The organism is Lysinibacillus sp. NPDC096212, from assembly GCF_044763105.1.
In the GTDB taxonomy this organism is placed as follows: Bacteria; Bacillota; Bacilli; order Bacillales_A; family Planococcaceae; genus Lysinibacillus.
Map to the genome: position 1 here is coordinate 34988 of NZ_JBIWFQ010000025.1, position 17088 is coordinate 52075.

General features: G+C 37.0%; 19 protein-coding genes. All 19 read right to left on the bottom strand.

What is annotated here, in order from left to right:
• Positions 1 to 1098 (bottom strand): siphovirus ReqiPepy6 Gp37-like family protein, encoded by a 1098-nt coding sequence (locus tag ACIQ7T_RS20695; RefSeq protein WP_402873091.1) that lies wholly within the window; start codon positions 1096 to 1098, stop codon positions 1 to 3.
• A gap of 3 nt (positions 1099 to 1101) precedes the next feature.
• A complete protein-coding gene (locus ACIQ7T_RS20700; RefSeq protein ID WP_402873094.1) occupies positions 1102 to 1980 on the bottom strand; it encodes a phage tail domain-containing protein in 879 nt (292 codons plus the stop codon).
• A gap of 12 nt (positions 1981 to 1992) precedes the next feature.
• Positions 1993 to 7266 carry a phage tail tape measure protein gene (locus ACIQ7T_RS20705; protein ID WP_402873096.1) on the bottom strand — a complete coding sequence of 1758 codons (5274 nt, stop codon included), beginning with the start codon at positions 7264 to 7266 and terminating at the stop codon, positions 1993 to 1995.
• A 206-nt stretch (positions 7267 to 7472) separates the two neighbouring features.
• Complete coding sequence (gpG, locus tag ACIQ7T_RS20710; protein WP_402873099.1) at positions 7473 to 7784, bottom strand: phage tail assembly chaperone G; 312 nt, start codon at positions 7782 to 7784, stop codon at positions 7473 to 7475.
• Between the two features lie 72 nt (positions 7785 to 7856).
• Positions 7857 to 8444: a major tail protein gene (locus ACIQ7T_RS20715; protein ID WP_402873102.1), complete on the bottom strand. Its 588-nt coding sequence runs from the start codon at positions 8442 to 8444 to the stop codon at positions 7857 to 7859.
• A 34-nt stretch (positions 8445 to 8478) separates the two neighbouring features.
• Positions 8479 to 8676, bottom strand: a complete 198-nt coding sequence (locus ACIQ7T_RS20720; RefSeq protein ID WP_402873105.1) for a hypothetical protein — start codon at positions 8674 to 8676, stop codon at positions 8479 to 8481.
• 13 nt (positions 8677 to 8689) lie between these two features.
• Positions 8690 to 9034 carry a hypothetical protein gene (locus ACIQ7T_RS20725; RefSeq protein WP_402873107.1) on the bottom strand — a complete coding sequence of 115 codons (345 nt, stop codon included), beginning with the start codon at positions 9032 to 9034 and terminating at the stop codon, positions 8690 to 8692.
• The gene (locus tag ACIQ7T_RS20730; RefSeq protein WP_402873110.1) at positions 9031 to 9435 is read right to left on the bottom strand and encodes an HK97-gp10 family putative phage morphogenesis protein; all 405 of its coding nucleotides are present in this window, start codon (positions 9433 to 9435) and stop codon (positions 9031 to 9033) included. The genes ACIQ7T_RS20725 and ACIQ7T_RS20730 overlap by 4 nt, the downstream gene beginning before the upstream one ends.
• Before the next feature lies 1 nt (position 9436).
• Positions 9437 to 9772 carry a phage head closure protein gene (locus tag ACIQ7T_RS20735; protein WP_402873113.1) on the bottom strand — a complete coding sequence of 112 codons (336 nt, stop codon included), beginning with the start codon at positions 9770 to 9772 and terminating at the stop codon, positions 9437 to 9439.
• A complete protein-coding gene (locus ACIQ7T_RS20740) occupies positions 9750 to 10082 on the bottom strand; it encodes a head-tail connector protein (protein WP_402873116.1) in 333 nt (110 codons plus the stop codon). Before ACIQ7T_RS20740 ends, ACIQ7T_RS20735 begins: the two co-directional genes overlap by 23 nt.
• Positions 10082 to 10315, bottom strand: a complete 234-nt coding sequence (locus ACIQ7T_RS20745) for a hypothetical protein (RefSeq protein ID WP_402873119.1) — start codon at positions 10313 to 10315, stop codon at positions 10082 to 10084. Before ACIQ7T_RS20745 ends, ACIQ7T_RS20740 begins: the two co-directional genes overlap by 1 nt.
• A 42-nt stretch (positions 10316 to 10357) precedes the next feature.
• Positions 10358 to 11506, bottom strand: a complete 1149-nt coding sequence (locus tag ACIQ7T_RS20750) for a phage major capsid protein (protein WP_402873122.1) — start codon at positions 11504 to 11506, stop codon at positions 10358 to 10360.
• A 14-nt stretch (positions 11507 to 11520) separates the two neighbouring features.
• Complete coding sequence (locus ACIQ7T_RS20755; protein ID WP_402873124.1) at positions 11521 to 12252, bottom strand: head maturation protease, ClpP-related; 732 nt, start codon at positions 12250 to 12252, stop codon at positions 11521 to 11523.
• The gene (locus ACIQ7T_RS20760) at positions 12245 to 13489 is read right to left on the bottom strand and encodes a phage portal protein (RefSeq protein ID WP_402873127.1); all 1245 of its coding nucleotides are present in this window, start codon (positions 13487 to 13489) and stop codon (positions 12245 to 12247) included. The genes ACIQ7T_RS20755 and ACIQ7T_RS20760 overlap by 8 nt, the downstream gene beginning before the upstream one ends.
• Before the next feature lie 15 nt (positions 13490 to 13504).
• On the bottom strand, positions 13505 to 15193 hold the full coding sequence (locus tag ACIQ7T_RS20765) for a terminase large subunit (RefSeq protein WP_402873130.1): 1689 nt from the start codon (positions 15191 to 15193) through the stop codon (positions 13505 to 13507).
• A complete protein-coding gene (locus tag ACIQ7T_RS20770) occupies positions 15190 to 15708 on the bottom strand; it encodes a phage terminase small subunit P27 family (protein WP_402873133.1) in 519 nt (172 codons plus the stop codon). Before ACIQ7T_RS20770 ends, ACIQ7T_RS20765 begins: the two co-directional genes overlap by 4 nt.
• Before the next feature lie 128 nt (positions 15709 to 15836).
• Positions 15837 to 16247 carry an HNH endonuclease gene (locus ACIQ7T_RS20775; protein WP_402873136.1) on the bottom strand — a complete coding sequence of 137 codons (411 nt, stop codon included), beginning with the start codon at positions 16245 to 16247 and terminating at the stop codon, positions 15837 to 15839.
• Positions 16207 to 16530 (bottom strand): hypothetical protein, encoded by a 324-nt coding sequence (locus ACIQ7T_RS20780; protein ID WP_402873139.1) that lies wholly within the window; start codon positions 16528 to 16530, stop codon positions 16207 to 16209. The genes ACIQ7T_RS20775 and ACIQ7T_RS20780 overlap by 41 nt, the downstream gene beginning before the upstream one ends.
• Before the next feature lie 161 nt (positions 16531 to 16691).
• On the bottom strand, positions 16692 to 16901 hold the full coding sequence (locus ACIQ7T_RS20785) for a hypothetical protein (RefSeq protein WP_402873142.1): 210 nt from the start codon (positions 16899 to 16901) through the stop codon (positions 16692 to 16694).
• Between the last annotated feature and the right edge of the window lie 187 nt (positions 16902 to 17088).

The following is a 17088-nucleotide window of genomic DNA, read 5'->3' on the forward strand; positions in this document are numbered from 1 at the left end:
CTAATTCACCATCCTTTTTATAGCCTGTGGAAGGGTAGGAACGGATTTTCCAACAGTAACAAAGATTGATTTACCATCTTCCTTGAAAACTTCGTCTGCCTGCATCACACGACTATTCATTAAGATTCCTAACTCGTCATCTTTAATTGTGACAAGATCACCTAAAAAGAAATCTTCATTGTATTTTGTGTTTTCTTTTGTAACGTCTAATTCGGCTTCAAAGCCAATAAACTCGGTGTATTCGCTTAGTTTTTCTTTACCTTTAGCTAATAACAATTGCTGATACTCTTCTGGCGATATATCAACTTGTTCACCATTCATATCTTTTTTGTCCGAGACTTCCCTTGCATCAATAAAGATTTCACGTCGAGCCAAGCCTTTAAATTCTGTTCCTATACTAGCTAGTTTTCTTTCAGAACCTTCACCAGCACCGGCTATTAACGCTGTGGTCTTTAAGTCGTTATTCGCATCCTCATAAGTACGTTGAAGCAAATTAGCTCGACTTTTAGACAATGTAATACGAGGGTAAACAGATTGATTTATCGTGCGATTAATACCCTCGTAGAAATCATAGAACAATTCCCTTCCGTTAAAAACACAACGAGCACCTATTTCGTGGGTATCACATAACTTTTCAATACTTTCGTACACATCTTTATATGTCATTTGATGTTGGACAATCTCGCCAAAGTTCTTTGCTTGAGTTAGTTTCACTTGTGCAATTTTTTGATTAGAATCAATGGGATTAATCATTGTTTCATTTATGATTTGTCGCATAATCATTTCAGGAGTCGTGTCAAAGTCATATTGCTTCCACAAGAAACGTCTATCCGTCCATCGTAACAATGAAAAACATTTAACGACTAGCTGTTCAACCCCGTTACTATCATCAAAATTGCGATAATAGATGTACATCGCTTCATTATCGTCTTGACGATAAATGATGTTATTTTTCTTTAAAAGCTCGATGTTTTTAGTTGTGACGTCAACATGTAACTCTGCTTCAGCAAACGGTCCATATTTTTTCCTCCACAGAAGATAAGAAAATTTGCCGACATACCCCAGTCGTTCAAAGTTCTCATTACATACAAATAGCATTTACTACACCCCCACAAATTGAGGTGTAAAGTAAATAGACACCTCTAAATTGGATACAAATTCTGCTGCACCATAGCGAATCAAATTGTCACCGACATCTACAATTAGTTGGAGATCAGAGTCGTATGAAAGGTAGTTAAAATAATTTACATTAGAACCGTTTCTTTCGAGTGTGGCGTACTCATCACCGCGTTTTGTATTGACGGTGACGATATCTCCACCTTTTAATGTAGCCTCAATCTTAACAATTCTTCCTGTATCTACTACCTCTATATAAGGATTAATAACACTTCCAATGGCTTTGAATTGGATGCGTAAAGGTGAAGCTGTATCACTATCATTAAAGACATTGACTACATTATTAGGCTCTCGATAGCCCATTTCAATGCCGTCACCTTCTGCATCAATTTCAAGCTCAAATTCAAATGATGGTACCCACATAGCAATTTCATATTTTTGTTCCTCTGTATACCACCATGGATTAGGACATAAAAATGAGATCATGAACTCTGGCCAGATATGTTTACTCACTACAGGTGATTTTTCAACACGACAATCGATGAAGCGAGTAATGTCACCATTTGTGTACTCTAGAGTAAATCGGTGTTTTGGATTAAAAAAGCGAATTAATTTCTGACGATTTATTTCTTTATCTTGCCGTCTAAGCTGGCCACCCACAACAATATTTCTTTCACGGACGCTAGAACCTTTTATGTTGGTGCCATCCTCGTTGTAGTTTTTAACGTTATAAAATTCATTTTCCAAAGAATCTATGCCGTCTGCTGATTGCAAGAAAAAAGGACTCGTCACTGATATTTCAAGCGACTGCCCTTTATTATTATGGAATATTAATTTTTCATTAAAGCCGAATGATGTACGCACGCTCTCACCTCACTATCGCATCCCTAGCGCCATCTCTTTCCACCCGTTTCTACTTAATCTAGATGTCTCATAAGGATCAAGTGGTTTAGGGCTATTCACAGTTAAGTTGTAATTGTTTTCTGTATTATTTGTTGTTGTGGAAGGCATTGTATTACCTGGAACTGAGTTATTTGATTTATCAGCTACAGCATTGGCTAATCGTCTTGTAGCGCCAGCAACTTTACCAACCATATCATTGATACCTAAAATAAGACCTTCACCAATGTTAACTCCGTAACCTCGCATAACACGGGATGGACTATGAATATCTAAAACAGATGTAAATGCGTTTGAAACAATTGAAGCAAGCATCATTGCTGCACTTTCTAATTCCCCTTGTTTGGACAACATGCCGTCAATTAGTCCACTTACTGCAAATTGCCCGATATTCGGCATTTCAGACATTTCATTTTTGACATTGCCTTTAAGTGCAATCATGCTGTTACGCCACTCATTTTGATAGCTACGTAACTGATCAGCAGTCTTTATTTTCAACTCATTTATCTGTTTTTCAGTATTTTGTTTAAGCCCTGTAAGCTCTGCTTCAGCTTGAGTACGAGCTTGTTCATTTTTCTGCTTCCACAGTGCTACATATTGTTGTAACTGTTCGTCTGTAAGAGTGTTTAATGCTGCGATTTCAGCACCGGCTTTTGGACCCATTTCACGTAATTCACCAAGCAGTCCCTGATCAATACCCTTAGCTGCTAGCTCTGTAATATTCTTTTGCCAGTCCTCGAAAGCTGTTATTTGAGATTGTAGTGCATTTATCAAGCCACTACCTGTTACATCTTCTTTTTTCACAACTTCATCAAACAATCCAGCAAATGAATAATATACATTCCTACGTTTATTGAATTCATCCTCATACTCTTTTGTTAGCTTTTTTTCACCAGCGATATAATCATCGTTAAGTTTCTTGACGTTATCGACATAAGTTTTATTAATCGATTCAGCTTCTTTGTTGATTTCATCAGTAACCTTTTTATACATTTTTTGAACTTCGATTTTCTCTTTTGTACCATCCTTAAACAACTTTAAAGATTGATCTAAGATGTATTCCTCAGTTGCTATATCAAGTTCATTTGCAGACTTCTTATCATCGATATATTGCTTGACTACTTTTAAACGTTCGCTTGCTGATTCTTCCTCTTTCTTGACCATATCAGAAAAAGCTTTGGTGTTGATTTTATCAAATTTCTTTCGATTCTCTTGCTCAAGTTTTAAAATCTTGTCATTTGCTACTTCTTTTAATTTGGTAATGCGATTGTTTTCGTCTGTGGTTAGCTTTCTTTTTTTAGCTGTAGCTTTGGATTCAATTGTGTGGATGTCACTTGCTAATTTCTTTTCAATCTCTGCCTTTTTAGCTGCTGCATCCTTTTGAATCTGTGTACGTTCTTTCTCAGCTTGGTCAGCAATTTCTGTAACAGCTGCTTGATTATCCTTTGTCACATCGATTAAGAGTTGACCAAGCTCTTTCATGGTTGATTCATTTAAATCTTTTGTAGAATCTATACCAATTGCTAGACCACGTCCAACATCCTTACCAATAGCAATCATCACCCTAGAAGGTGAACGGCGCTGAAGAACACCAGATACTTTATCAATTACGGTTTGTCCAAGTTCCAGTGCTTTATTACCTACATCACTAATCATAGAAGTTATACCATTTATTAAACCTTGAACAATATCTACACCGATGTTAAACATATCAGTGATTTTGCTCTTCACACCTCTAATTAATTCAGTGATTAAGTCTTCACCAGCTGATAATAAATCTTTGGTAAAACTTAAAATCTTTTCAATAAGTCCGGTGATTAGTTTTGCTCCTGCACCTATAACATCACTGATTAAAGATAAAATTCCAGATACTAACTTACCTATTAGAGTTGCACCTGCGGATAATAATTGACCAGTAAAACTTAGAATTTTACCTAGTAATCCTAGTATTAATTGTCCGCCTGCTGCTAAAAGTTGTCCTAAAATCGATAGTACCCCTTTTACTAAAGCAACAATTAATTGTGCACCTGCGCTTAGTAATTCCGGTAGTAAATCAATAATGGCTTTCACTAAAGCAGTGATCAGTGTAATGCCAGCCTCTAAAAGCTGTGGTAAAACTTGCATAAGTCCTTCCACAAGGGCTTCCACAATTTTTATACCAGCATCAATCAGCTGAGGTAGTAAATCAATAACTGCCTTTACTAACGCCATAATTAAAGTTAATACTGCTTCTATAATTGCTGGTATAGCTTGTATTAAACCATCTACTAAAGCCATGATAATTTGTATACCAGCCTCAATAATTTGAGGTAAAAGTAAGATTAAAGCTGCTACTAAAGCAATAATAATAGTCAGTGCTGCCTCGATAATCGTTGGTAAAGCTGCAACAATTCCTTCTAAGAGCGTAGTAATGACTGATAAACCTACTTCGATTAATGCTGGTAACGCCACTATAATGCCATCCACAAGTGACATAATTATGTTTAGAGCACTTTCCACAATCAGTGGCAATGCCGTTACAATGCCATTCAGCAAGGTTTCTACAATTGTTAATCCTGTTTCTATTAATAAAGGTAGAACTGTTGTCAATGTACTTACTAATGTCTCTATTAATTGAGTCACTACTTCTATGATCATTGGCAATGCTGTAACAATACCGTTTATAAGAGTCGTTAATATTGATACTCCGACCTCCACAAGTTGTGGTATTAAAGTAGCAATTGTTGTCGTGATTAATTCAATTAAGCTAGTAATTGTCTTTACTATCAATGGTAGATTTTTTGTGATACCATCAGCTAATTTTGTGACAATATCAGCAGCCAAAAGTATTATTTGAGGAACTATCATTACAAATGCGTCAATTATGCTAGGTAGCATATCTACAAAATGAGATATTAGTTTTGAGATATTATCTGCTATACCACTTATAGATTTTGAAAAATTATTTGCAACCTCATCTAATGACATCTCGCCTTTGAGCATTTTGAACACATCTTGTAGCAATGTCGTATGATTGAATAGTTTTAATATAATATTAGCTAAAAGGCCCCATGGTCCTAACATCATCAGCACTGCTGATGCAACTGCCTCCAACGCTATTTTCAACGCATCCATTGCGTTACTTATGTTTAAAACATCAGTAACAATTGATAACTTTTCTTTTAAGGACTCTAGCAATCCTGTAACTGCACTTAATGCTCCTGACCAAGTTGACATCATCATACTTGGTACTTCACTCATTTTTGCACCAAATGCTGTAACAGTAGATATTACACTATTGAACACAGACATCGTTTTCGCACCAAAAGCTATAAAGAAATCACTGATGGGCTCCCAGTATTTAAAAATCAACACGGCTCCTGCTACTAATGCTGCTACCGTAAGACCTATAGGACTAATAAGTGCAGCGAAGACAGTGCCTAAAAAGGCAAATGTCGGTGCTAAAAATGCCGCTAGTCCACCAGCCTCTCCAATAGCTAGTGCCAATCCTCCAAACGCAGAAACAATAGACCCTATACTAGAGATCAGTGTCCCTATAATCACAATAACTGGACCAAGAGCTGCAGTTATACCAACTATCGCTAAAATGAAGTTTTGAGTTCCTGCTGACAAGTTAGAGAACCATTTAGCAAATCCTTCAACTAATGGATCAATAAAATCTAACAAAGCAATAACTTTAGGAATTAATAAATCCCCAATCGTTATACCTATATCTTTAATTTTGTTCCACATCATATCTAATTGAGCTGCAGTCGTTTTATATCTTTCAGCAGCTTCTGCATTAAGCGCGTTATTCTCTGTCCATCCTTCGTTGGATGTTTTAACAGCATCACCAAATAATTCAGCTGCTCCACCAGCACGTAACAAAGCATCACGTAATTGTATTTCGGTTATGCCCATTTCTTGTAGCATGTTAATAGCTGTAGTTCCTGATGCTTCGGCATTACCTAAACCGTCAACAAATGCCCCGATAGCTCCTACTGCATCATCTGCAAATGCCTTTTTAAATTCATCAGCTGTCATACCGGAGATTTTTGCAAAGTTCTCTAAATCTGCTTGCGTAGAGATGATGTCACCTAACTCTTTGCGTGTTAATCCCAAACTTTCTGCGAATGTACCAAATGCTTTACCACCACTACCAGCAGCAAGTTGTAATTCTCGCAATGTTAGTCCTGTAGCTTCTGTCACTGTTTTAAATTTGTCAGTACCAGAAACGGCCATCTGCATGTTTACCATAACCCTAGAAAAGGCACTACCACCCATTTCAGCCTGAATACCTACAGATGTAAGAGCAGCAGATAGACCTAAAATATCAGCTTCGCTCATACCAACTTGTGCACCTGCTCCTGCAAGTCGTAGTGCCATGTCAGTGATTTCAGATTCGGTAGTAGCAAAGTTATTCCCTAAAGCAACAATTGCACTACCAAGTTTATCGAAATCGCCTTGATTCATTTTTGTGATATTTGCAAGTCTTGCTAACGCTGTAGCAGCTTGGTCACTACTCATATTTGTAGCTGTTCCAAGTTTAATCATCGTTTCAGAAAACCCTAGAATATTTTCCTTTTTAATCCCAAGTTGTCCAGCAGCTTCAGCAACAACTGCTATTTCTGTTGCAGCAACAGGCATTTGTTTGGCCATATCACGAATACCTTTTTCAAGTGCAGCAAATTCCTGTTCTGAGGCATCCACAGTTTTTCTTACACCAGCAAATGCACTTTCGAAATCTACTGCTGCTTTAAAAGCGCCAGCTCCCAGTGCAGCTATAGGTGCTGTTACCTTCATTGATAAATCTTTACCAACAGATGTCATGCCACCACCTATAGATTGCATTTTATTGCCTACATCTTGGAGTTGTTGTCCTGCTTGTGTCCATTGCGAAGATTGCACTTGTAATTGTCTTGTTACCTCTGAAAGCTGTCGTTCTAAGTTGTTGTATTGTGTCTGTGCTTTGTTAACTGCTGTTGCTTGTCTCTCGATTTGTGCTTCTGTTGCGGTTCCGCTTGCGACGAGTTCATCATATTTTTTACGTTGCTCTTGCAACTTTAAAGATGCAGCTTCTGTTGATCGTGCTAAAATATCCTTCTTTTTAGCTATCCCATCGATAGATTTTTCATAATCAGAACCTTTACTTTTTAGAACTTGAAGTTCGCTTCCCATAGCTTTTAAATTTCGGTCAACTTGTGCAACAGTACCGTTAAAATTAGATGCGTTAAGACTAAGACTGACCTCTAATGAACCTATTTCCGCCATTCATTCTCACCGCCTTCTTGGCAAAAATAAAAGTCACAGCCAATCGATATCGTCGGCTGTGACTTCTTCTATTTCTTCTTCATCATCTTCATTGTCTAACTCAAACCAAAAGTGGATGTCCATTTCATCAATTTCATGTAACTTGTAGCCCTCTTTTAATAGGCGCCTATAAAACTGTTTAATACTCTGATATGGACTTAATCTACTTACTTTCCCTCTTCATCTGTGGAAGGCGTTGTTTCAAGACCACCAGCGTTAAGCACACCATTGAATACACGCATGATTTCAGGTTGTAATTCTCCTGAACTAACACCATCGTAAAAGTCATCGATTGTAAATTGGTTATCGAATACAGTTACAATGAAACCAACCATTTCATCAAAAGTTTTAACTGAAATTTTATTACCTTCCTTGCTCATCTGCTCATTTAGTTTTAATGCATTACGGAACACGCGCGCTTTAATAAAGTCATTTGTGAATGTTTTGTTATCTCCATCAATTAGTAATGTAATTTGCATAATTTAATCCATCCTTTTCGTTAATTACTTATTTTTAGTTAAAAGAAAAGAAGCCCTCGAAAGGACTTCAAATTAAGGTGTAGGTACGGTTGGTTCTTTTGGCTTTTTAACAGATGCAAAGAAAGTTTCAGCGGTTGCTGTAACGCCTGTGTCACGCGTATCTACCACGTGTTTAATGTCGCCATTCTTAGGCGGTAGAGCTTCTCCGCTAAATGTATCCGTTTTGTAGCTTGTTTCACCCTTTTTACGAGTGTTAGCTGATTCTTCACCTGGCTTAAACTTAACTTTGTAATACCAAACTAGTTTAGATCCCGATTCATAACCGACTGCTAAATATCGTGAAGAATCATTTGTGTTAACGATTAATCCTCCGTCAGAAGATAATTTATGACCGTACCAATCTGCTTGAACTTCCGTTGGTAAATCGGCTACCTCCCCACTTATTGAAATTGAATCTAATTGTGCCTCTGAATCTGCAACGCGATCACCTGCATCTAGAGATGCTTCTGAATAGTTAGGTGTTTGAGTAAAAGATATTGGCATATCTAATACTTTAATATCTGCTGCATATGTTTCCGCTGCTTCATCCATCATCAAAGCGTAATACAAACGTTTTAAACTAATTTTTTTTGTTTTTTCATTTACCGGTGTAATAGCCATTTACATGACCTCCTATTGTTTATTGAAAAATAATTTAACTTCTAAATTTCATTCGTCTATTATTAAGTTTCTCACCTAGTTTAGTTACAGTAGGGAGAACTGGACCACGGCACATATAACAATCAAGTCCATCGGCAACTTTAAATTGTCTTTTTGTAAATACCTCTCTATAGCCACAAACTATACATTCAAGTGTCGTTATTTTTTCTTCATACGACCTTTCATCAGCCATAGTTGTCATCTCCTTAATATTCATCAAAAAAGACGAATCTCAATACTTTGTTAAAGTGAGAATCGCCTTCTTGTTTGGGTACATCGTGTTCAAAAGTTCTTGCAAAATCTGCATCTTCTAAAATAGTACGAACTTGTTTAACTACAGAATCATAATTTGTTCTAGACCAAATGCTTATTTGCAAAAGTCGTTTTGTTTCAAGTTCCTTGTCTCCAGCTTCTAATTCAGGATTAGCAATTACCTCAAGGAAAGTAATATATTGATCAGGAATACTTAAACCTGTTGGAACAGTATTAAAATACATTGGTAAATTTAAAGGTTGTAGTAGTTGAGTAACATGAACGCTCATATCAATCATAGTTTTTTCGCCTTCTTTATTTCTTCAGCCATCTTATCAATAGCTGCTGGTTTACTTTTCTCAAGGCCTCTTGTGAAAAAAGGATTCGGTGCCGTTGCTCCCCAAGTTACTAATTGACGCTTACCATTTTTAAGAGCGTACTTACTGCCTGCACTTCGCCCAAACTCAACAATATGACTGTGATATGCTGCACCTGTATGAACCTTCGCCTCTCCATCCTTTGCTCTTTTAGCCTTGATGTTCTTCTTAAGCGTCCCGTCATCTTCTGGTGCCTCTTCAATTACAGCCTCTTTTACTATCTTAGCAGCTGCATTAAGTGCTTTATTTTCCTCAGCCTCTTCTAATGGTAAATTCAATAAATTTTGCATCAATGCTTCCATGCCTTGCAGTTCTATGCGCATATTACATCACCTCTTTTAAAAAGATTGTGAGCCATTGATTATTACCATCATCATTAACAGGTGGTGAGTCCATTTCATACGTTTTATTTGCAATTTTAACGCGCATTTTTTCGTGTATATCCTTACGATACCGAATGCCGATAACACATTTGCCTTGCCATTGTGTAGCATCTGAACTAAATAATTTGTAACCTTTTGCTGTCTTCAATTCAGCCCATACTGTTACATGTTTAGTCCAATCTTTAGATGGCCAACCGTTTGATATTGTGCCTGGAGGATTTAAAAAGGTAACACGCTTATTCATGCGACCAGGATTATTGTTGTATTGATAGTTCATCCGGGTTCACCCACTTTAACTGCAAAATCATCGACTGTAAGCCGTAAGGAATAGGCTGTTGAGCTGTTTTTATTGTGGATGGCGTAATAGTTGTGCGATTCTCGTAAAAGTGCGTAGCGAGCATCATAATAGCTAAACGATGTTGTGCAAAAACCTCTTTGTCCTCCACAGTTAGATAATAATCACTCGGTTGCTTAACACCTGCGTTCTCCAAATAAGAAATAGATGTTTGTAGAAAAGTAGAAAGGGAACGATCCTCGTCATTCCCATCTATTCGTAAATATTCTTTTAACTCATCCAGTAATTGCATTAAGCATCACTCTTTTCATCTGTGGAAGGCTCTTTTGATGGTTGCTTTGTAGTAGCTTTTTTAGGCTCCTCAACAGCTTTTAAGAAAGCTACGTTATATTCCTCATGGACTTTTGTTAAAAACTCTGCTCGTGCCTTAACTAGCTTTTTACCATCGGCTGGATATGGGTCATCTACCTCGTAAATATGATCATCATGGTTTTTTTCTTTGAAACGATTAATTACCTTGTACACTCAGTTCACCTTCTTTCGTGAAATTAAAATTCCGACCCACAATTAAGGAGTCGGAACTGTGCCCGTTTCTGCAATTCGGAATGCAGAGTTTAATGAACGTTTTTGATCATACCAAGCTGTTAAAACAAATAAGTAATCACCAGAATCAACATTTTTATCAGTGTCATATGTCATTGCATCATAGTTGATACGGAAGAAGTTGAAATCACCCACGATTGGATTAACTGCAGCATCAACAAATTCTACTGGTTTACCAATGACTTTCTCAGCAGGTGTATCATAGAAATTTGTTGTTCCATTTGATAAAGCTTTAATGATTTTTAGATAATCTGCATAACGCATAACGACTTTCGCATTTTCGCGATAATCTTCATGTAAATCAGCGATTGCATTCGTAATGGCTTCAAATAAATCTTCACCTGACACTCGTTTAATATCTGTGCCATTATAAAACGACATGTGTCCTAATCCAGTTTTAGGTGTTTTTGCAAGAGCGTCTTTTTTCTCTTTTGCAGCTAGACCTGACTTTAAAGCATTTTCAACAAATTGAGTTAATTCAACATCTGTACCATGAATAACTGTGTCAGAGATTTTTACTTTAACTTTGAACTTGTTGCGACCAAAGGCAACAGTATCACCTGTTAATTTCATCTCTTTTGCAGTCTGTTCATCAGTAATGAAGTCGTCATCATCTAATGAATAAGCAATTTTAGGTAGCTCTAATCCTTTGATTGCACTCACTTGAGCAACTTCACGTAATTGGTTCTTAGCAAATGGCTCATGTACTAATTCGTTTTGCATGTTTGTTGGGAAGAATTTATCTCCACCTGTTGGGTTGCCTCCAGGTAAAGCAATTAAAGCTTTTACATCCTCTGAAACAGCTCGCCCTTGAACTGCTGCACGGATAAACTCAGCTTTAGCTGCGATTGCTTTTTGTTTAGGGTCATCAATCCCTGCAGTAATATCTTTACGTTGTTCAAATTTCGCCTTTTGTTCAGCTTCCAGTTGATCATGTTGAGCTTTAATTACATCAAATCGAGCTTGCATATCATCCTTTTGATCCTTTAAAGCTGTAATATCTTCACGTGTTGCTTGTGTATCAATAGCTTTCGCTGTTAAATCTTTATCAATCTTTGCTACTTGTTGACCAATAGTAGCAAGGTTTTGTTTTAATTCGTATAATGTTGGCATTTATATGCCCTCCTTTAGATTAAGTTTAATGAATGTAGATAAGTAAGATTCGCCTTTGAATCTGCAATAATGTTTTGCCTTTCTTCTTCAGTAAGGACTTCTTTACTTGGCTTTAACAATGCTTCTGGAAGGTTTTTAAATTGTTTTGAATGTTCACTTGATAAACAAGCTACAGATTTATTAGAGCCTTCCACAACATCGCAGAGTCCCATTTCATAAGCTTGTTGTGCTGATATCCAAGTTTCTTCATTCATCATGCGACGAAGTTCTTCTTCGGATGTTTTGTTTCCGATTTTCGCCATATACGTTTCAATCTGAACCTCATTAATACGATCTAAATCATCTGCAACTTTTCGTAAATCAGTTGCATTACCAAATGCACTGTTCATCGCATTATGAATCATCAACATGGCGTTAGACGGCATACGCACTTCATCGCAACTAGCTATGATATTACTTGCAATGGATGCAGCTAAAGCTTCCACATATCCGACTACTCGCGCTTTATGACGTTTCAACATATTTGCGATAGCAATTCCTTCAAATACTGATCCACCGCTACTATTTACATATAAATTAATCGTGCTTACATCTCCGATTGCATCAAGTTTTTCTTTAAAAACTACTGATGACATTTCTCCAAATTCTTCCCATGCCCATGGAGTAATTTCGCCCAAAATAAAAACATCCGCTGATTTACCATCAACCGATGCTTTAACATCAAAAAATGTTTTCTTTTTACTCATTCTCGTTTCCACCTCCTTCCACAGTTGATGCGGCAGCAGTGGACTTCCGTAATGACGGGTCCATATCGATAGGATAAAGATCACCAGAAATCCACAGTTTGTTTGCATACTCAGAATCATCTGGTGGCAAATCTTCAAATCCCCTTACTTCGTTTTGTTTAAACCAGCCATTCCTAATACCCATTTGATAAAATGATGCACGAGTAGCAGTATCACCTCTAAGAAGGCCACCTAGATTAAACTTGAAATACATACCTGCTTGTCTGTCTTCTTTGGTTAACAACTTTCGGTTAAACTCATGTTCATACTGGCGAACGGTTGGCAATAGATTCATATTCGTAAATTGAATCATTTGTTGCTCGTTCGATCCTAGAGTGCCACCTTCCGAATCATTTAAAAACGAAACTGGTACATTAAAAACGTTGGCTACTCTTGAGCGTGTAATTCGCTCTGATGCCAACGTATCGGATGCAAAGTATTGTTTTTTTATTGGATCAATTTCGACACCTGGTTCTTTAAATAAAATTCCTCCGTTTTCAGAGTAAAATCTTTTAAAGTCACTTATAATTCGTTTCCTTTTTTCATCATCAACATTTGATGCATAACTCAATGTGAAAGATTCTTTCTTTTCCATTTCAGAAAGAGAGAATTCCTGAACAGCCTTATCATATTTAATTGTATTGGCCAATACCTTTAAAGGGTTAAGTCCTCGCAAACGTGCTGGACCTCGGATATGCTTAACATGGATCATGTCACTGTTGTGAACATACAAATTTTTATTATCACCGCGAACTTCATACCACAACGAGCGATCATCACGATTAATAAACTCAGTCACGCAGTTCGGATCAAGTGGTAATAACTCCATTGGTCGCATCCTTTTATCACGTAAAATGACTGCATATCCATTACCCGCTTCATTTCTACTAACTTCTAAAGAGTTAATAAAATCAAAGCTACTCATATTTTGATTAGGCTCATTTATGAGCACATCTGAAACACTATTTTGAATCACCTCATAATGTTGATGTAATTTTATAGGCAGTGCCGACATAGTATTGGCCAAACGACTAATAACGCTAAAAATCGTTTCGTTGGTTGCTAACTGGCTGTTATCGATGCCCCAAAAGGTTCGTCCAAACCAGTTCGAAAAATCCCACGTTGTACCCTTCCAACCTGTGCTAGCTCCAGCATATGCCATGTACGCAGAAGTTTTAATTCGTTGCCAAAGTTTCAATTTCTCACCTCCCTCTTATAAATCATGAATAGAAATGAAGCTTATATTGCCTTCTCCGCTTTCATTAATTACATGTCTAGCTTGAACAAAAGCATTCATTACAGCAGCAACTGGATCAATTCTCTCCCTAGATTTCTTTTTAGAAATTTTAATATTTTCATTTGAATCCATATCAAGTACGACATTACCAACTGCCCATGATAGCGTTTTGTCTTTCCGATGTGAAATTGTATTATTATAAATACCTTCTCTAAATTCTTTGGTAGGCTCTGATAGAACACCGAATACTTGGCGTATCTCAACAACTGTATACCCCTTTACTTCCATATTTTGTGCAAATTGACCAGCTCCCCAAGGGTCATAACATAAAAGTATTGGATTCCAATTATGCTTTTCAATCTGTTCGATAATCCAATTTTCAACATAAGAGTAATCAACTACGGCACCTGGTGTGACATCTAACCATCCTTCTTCAATCCATAAATCATAAGCTACTTTATCCTTAGAACGTCTTTCAGCAAGTGCTTCTTCCGGCATAAATGAATGCTGTTCAATATGAAAACCATAATCTGTCGGAAAAACAAAACCTGCAGATGTTAAATCGATTCGTTTAGATAAATCAACTCCGATATAAACATCACTACCATTTAAATCTATTTCATCTATTTCGCTTGCTTTCCATTTACTTGATGGTATATAGCCGCCTACTTTCATATCCACCCAAAGATTCATGGTTTTCGTGAGGAAATTCCTCATTTTTTCAGGTACATCTAAAGCAGCTTTTAATGCTGAACGAATTGACTCTAGACCTTCTTCGTATGTGGCAACAATAGGGTTGGCTTTAATCCAATTCGACTCATCTTTGATGTCGTCTCCCTCATCAAGTTCACAAATGATTGCAAAATAATCTTCATTTTCGACATCATCATCTGGATCTAAAATTCGACTAACGTATTCGTATTCTCGAAAACATGGTCTACTTAATTCAAATCCAGCAGTTGTTATAACAAACATTAGTGGTTCTTTACGAGCAACCATCCCTGAATCAAGAACATCATATATTTCTGAAGTTTCATGTATGTGGTACTCATCGACTATCCCAACAGATGGATTTTTACCGTCACCTGTTTTACGTGTTTCTCTTGATAATGGAACGATAACAGAGTTATTTTTAAAGATTTCAATTTTCCCATAAGCTTCTTTCCATTTACCATCAAGTAAGTCACTTGACCCTATTCCATCTCGAACAGCAGTATATACTTCATCTGATTGATCTTTTTGCCAACCTGCTATATACATACGTTGCTTTTCATCACCAAGGAAAGCAATATATGATCCAATAATAGCTAAGAATTGTGACTTGGCATTTTTACGAGCAAGTTGAATATAAACTTTACGAAAACGACGTGCTCCATTACGTTTTTTCTTGAAACAGAAAATATTTACTGAAATGAACAGCTGAAAATCTGTAAGTTCTACTTTTTGACCAGCTAATACACCTTCAACATGTTCAAACTCATTGGCCCACCAATAAAAATCTTCTGCTACTTCTTCATCAAAATAAAAAGGACTGTCATCTGATTGACAATCCTCGTAATCTTTTAAGAAGCGTTTTACAGCCCATTTATGCTTTATACACGCTTTTATTTTCCCACTTAAAATATCATCACAGTAGTTAAAAACCCGTTCTAAAACCCAATTCATAACCTATCACCAAAACGCTTTTGCGCCTCACTTTTGCCTTCCACAGTTGAGGGTGAAGGGATGACTAATTTCAAACGTGACGTAATAGTAAGTCCAAGATCAGCAGCTGCGGAACGACATTCGTTAAACAATGTATTTTTGGTTCGCTGTAGTTTTGGATAATCCTCATTTGCAACTGTAACTTTCTTGCCGTTTTCTTGCTCAATCGTCTCTGTTGGTTTGATTTTTCGTATATCTTTCACAAGTTGTAAGTACTGGTGTTTTGAGTCCAGATACCTAGCTAAAGAATCCACATCAAGCTCGCTGAAAATTTCAAGTGCTACTAATTTTTCAGCAATCTCTGCAAATTCCTTCTTTTGTGTTGCCGTTAAATACGATGGAATTTCAATGTTTTCAGTCGGTCCACGCATCTTTTCTTCATGTTTTTGACGCTTTTTTATATCATCTTTTGTTAAATGTTTAGAGCGTCCATTCCCTAGAATCACCTGCAATGGCTGCTTATTTCGACCTGCCATACTATCACCTCACTTTCAATTAATCTAGGTCCTTCGAAAAAATATTCAAAAACGGGTTTTTCTGCGCGGAAAACGGGCAGTCGGTGTAGGGCCCTTTCATGAATCAAAGTGAAAAGGAGGGGGCTATCCTATTTTCTTCCGTATTTCTGTATATCTTCGTTTGTTTTTTTGTTGTGACAACTTGTGCAAAGCAATTGTAAGTTGTCTTCATCTAATCTTTTGTTCCAATCAGCAGATAACGGAATAATATGGTCAACTAAAACTCCAACTGTAATTCGTTTTTCATTTATACAATGCTGACACAATCCGTTATCTCGAATCTTGATGTAGTCACGACATTTAATCCAAGAAGCTGAATGATAAAAACGATCATGTTTCTTGTTGCGTTGATATTTGTCGTAGTAACGATTGTTATCAGCTTTCGTTGTCTTGTGCTGTTCACAATAACCGCCATTAGTTAAGTTAGGACATCCCGGCTTGTTACACGGACGTAAAGGTTTACTGTTCATGTTGCTGTTCAACCTTTTGTTTAATTGCATCCATACGTTCCTTCGTAGCAGCACGTAGCTTATCTTGCTCTATCAGTAGCGCCTTCACTTCATCAGCATCAGTCACCCACTTTAGCTTACGCTGTAGTTCACGTTGCTTCTTCTGTAGCTTCCTTACTTCTTCATCGGTATAAAAACAGACATACTCTTGTCCGCAGTTAGGACAGTTGAAGTATGTCTTCTCAATGGTGTTATGCAGCTTGTCTTCCTTGAAGTGTTTAACATAGAAGCTTTGGTTGCATGACTTGTCACACCTTGCGTAGATTGGTTCCATGTTACTCATCCCCTTTCACCTCGGGCTTCAGTATTATCTGCTAATATTCTTTTGGTTTTATTTTTCATATTCAATTCAAATAACCATTATTAAAATTGATTTGCAAATCGCAATTTAGTTTTCGAATTTGATTTCTGGATTTGGAAAGCGAAACCCAAAAGCTATTCGCTGCCTTCTAAACGTGTTGGTAATTCTGATTCGCTTAGCTTCGCGATTGCTGATTCAATATCTTGTAATGTTGTTAGCGTTTGGTTACGTTCACTTGTGCGTTCTGCTACTTCAATCCTTGCGTGTTCAATACGTTCATCCAATCGAACAACTCTCTTCTCAAGATATATCTTTTGTTCTTCTAGAATTTGAATAGCGTTCATTGTTCAGCCCTCCACAATTTATTGTTTAAATCCATTATCCTTCAGCCATTGTTCATCAGCTCTCGAAAGATTTGTATGTTCTTGAATACGAGGTCTTGGCACTTCATACATAACTCCACATCTTATACAACCTACAGTGTGATAGTTATAAAGCTCAGTGTTAAATGCTGTGTTTAATAATTCACCA

What these genes read in the sequence shown, in the direction of transcription:
- ACIQ7T_RS20695 (WP_402873091.1), bottom strand. Translation starts at nt 1,098, where the DNA reads ATGCTATTTGTATGTAATGAGAACTTTGAACGACTGGGGTATGTCGGC.
- ACIQ7T_RS20705 (WP_402873096.1), bottom strand. Translation starts at nt 7,266, where the DNA reads ATGGCGGAAATAGGTTCATTAGAGGTCAGTCTTAGTCTTAACGCATCT.
- gpG (WP_402873099.1), bottom strand. Translation starts at nt 7,784, where the DNA reads ATGCAAATTACATTACTAATTGATGGAGATAACAAAACATTCACAAAT.
- ACIQ7T_RS20715 (WP_402873102.1), bottom strand. Translation starts at nt 8,444, where the DNA reads ATGGCTATTACACCGGTAAATGAAAAAACAAAAAAAATTAGTTTAAAA.
- ACIQ7T_RS20720 (WP_402873105.1), bottom strand. Translation starts at nt 8,676, where the DNA reads ATGGCTGATGAAAGGTCGTATGAAGAAAAAATAACGACACTTGAATGT.
- ACIQ7T_RS20725 (WP_402873107.1), bottom strand. Translation starts at nt 9,034, where the DNA reads ATGATTGATATGAGCGTTCATGTTACTCAACTACTACAACCTTTAAAT.
- ACIQ7T_RS20730 (WP_402873110.1), bottom strand. Translation starts at nt 9,435, where the DNA reads ATGCGCATAGAACTGCAAGGCATGGAAGCATTGATGCAAAATTTATTG.
- ACIQ7T_RS20735 (WP_402873113.1), bottom strand. Translation starts at nt 9,772, where the DNA reads ATGAACTATCAATACAACAATAATCCTGGTCGCATGAATAAGCGTGTT.
- ACIQ7T_RS20740 (WP_402873116.1), bottom strand. Translation starts at nt 10,082, where the DNA reads ATGCAATTACTGGATGAGTTAAAAGAATATTTACGAATAGATGGGAAT.
- ACIQ7T_RS20750 (WP_402873122.1), bottom strand. Translation starts at nt 11,506, where the DNA reads ATGCCAACATTATACGAATTAAAACAAAACCTTGCTACTATTGGTCAA.
- ACIQ7T_RS20755 (WP_402873124.1), bottom strand. Translation starts at nt 12,252, where the DNA reads ATGAGTAAAAAGAAAACATTTTTTGATGTTAAAGCATCGGTTGATGGT.
- ACIQ7T_RS20765 (WP_402873130.1), bottom strand. Translation starts at nt 15,193, where the DNA reads ATGAATTGGGTTTTAGAACGGGTTTTTAACTACTGTGATGATATTTTA.
- ACIQ7T_RS20770 (WP_402873133.1), bottom strand. Translation starts at nt 15,708, where the DNA reads ATGGCAGGTCGAAATAAGCAGCCATTGCAGGTGATTCTAGGGAATGGA.
- ACIQ7T_RS20775 (WP_402873136.1), bottom strand. Translation starts at nt 16,247, where the DNA reads ATGCAATTAAACAAAAGGTTGAACAGCAACATGAACAGTAAACCTTTA.
- ACIQ7T_RS20780 (WP_402873139.1), bottom strand. Translation starts at nt 16,530, where the DNA reads ATGGAACCAATCTACGCAAGGTGTGACAAGTCATGCAACCAAAGCTTC.
- ACIQ7T_RS20785 (WP_402873142.1), bottom strand. Translation starts at nt 16,901, where the DNA reads ATGAACGCTATTCAAATTCTAGAAGAACAAAAGATATATCTTGAGAAG.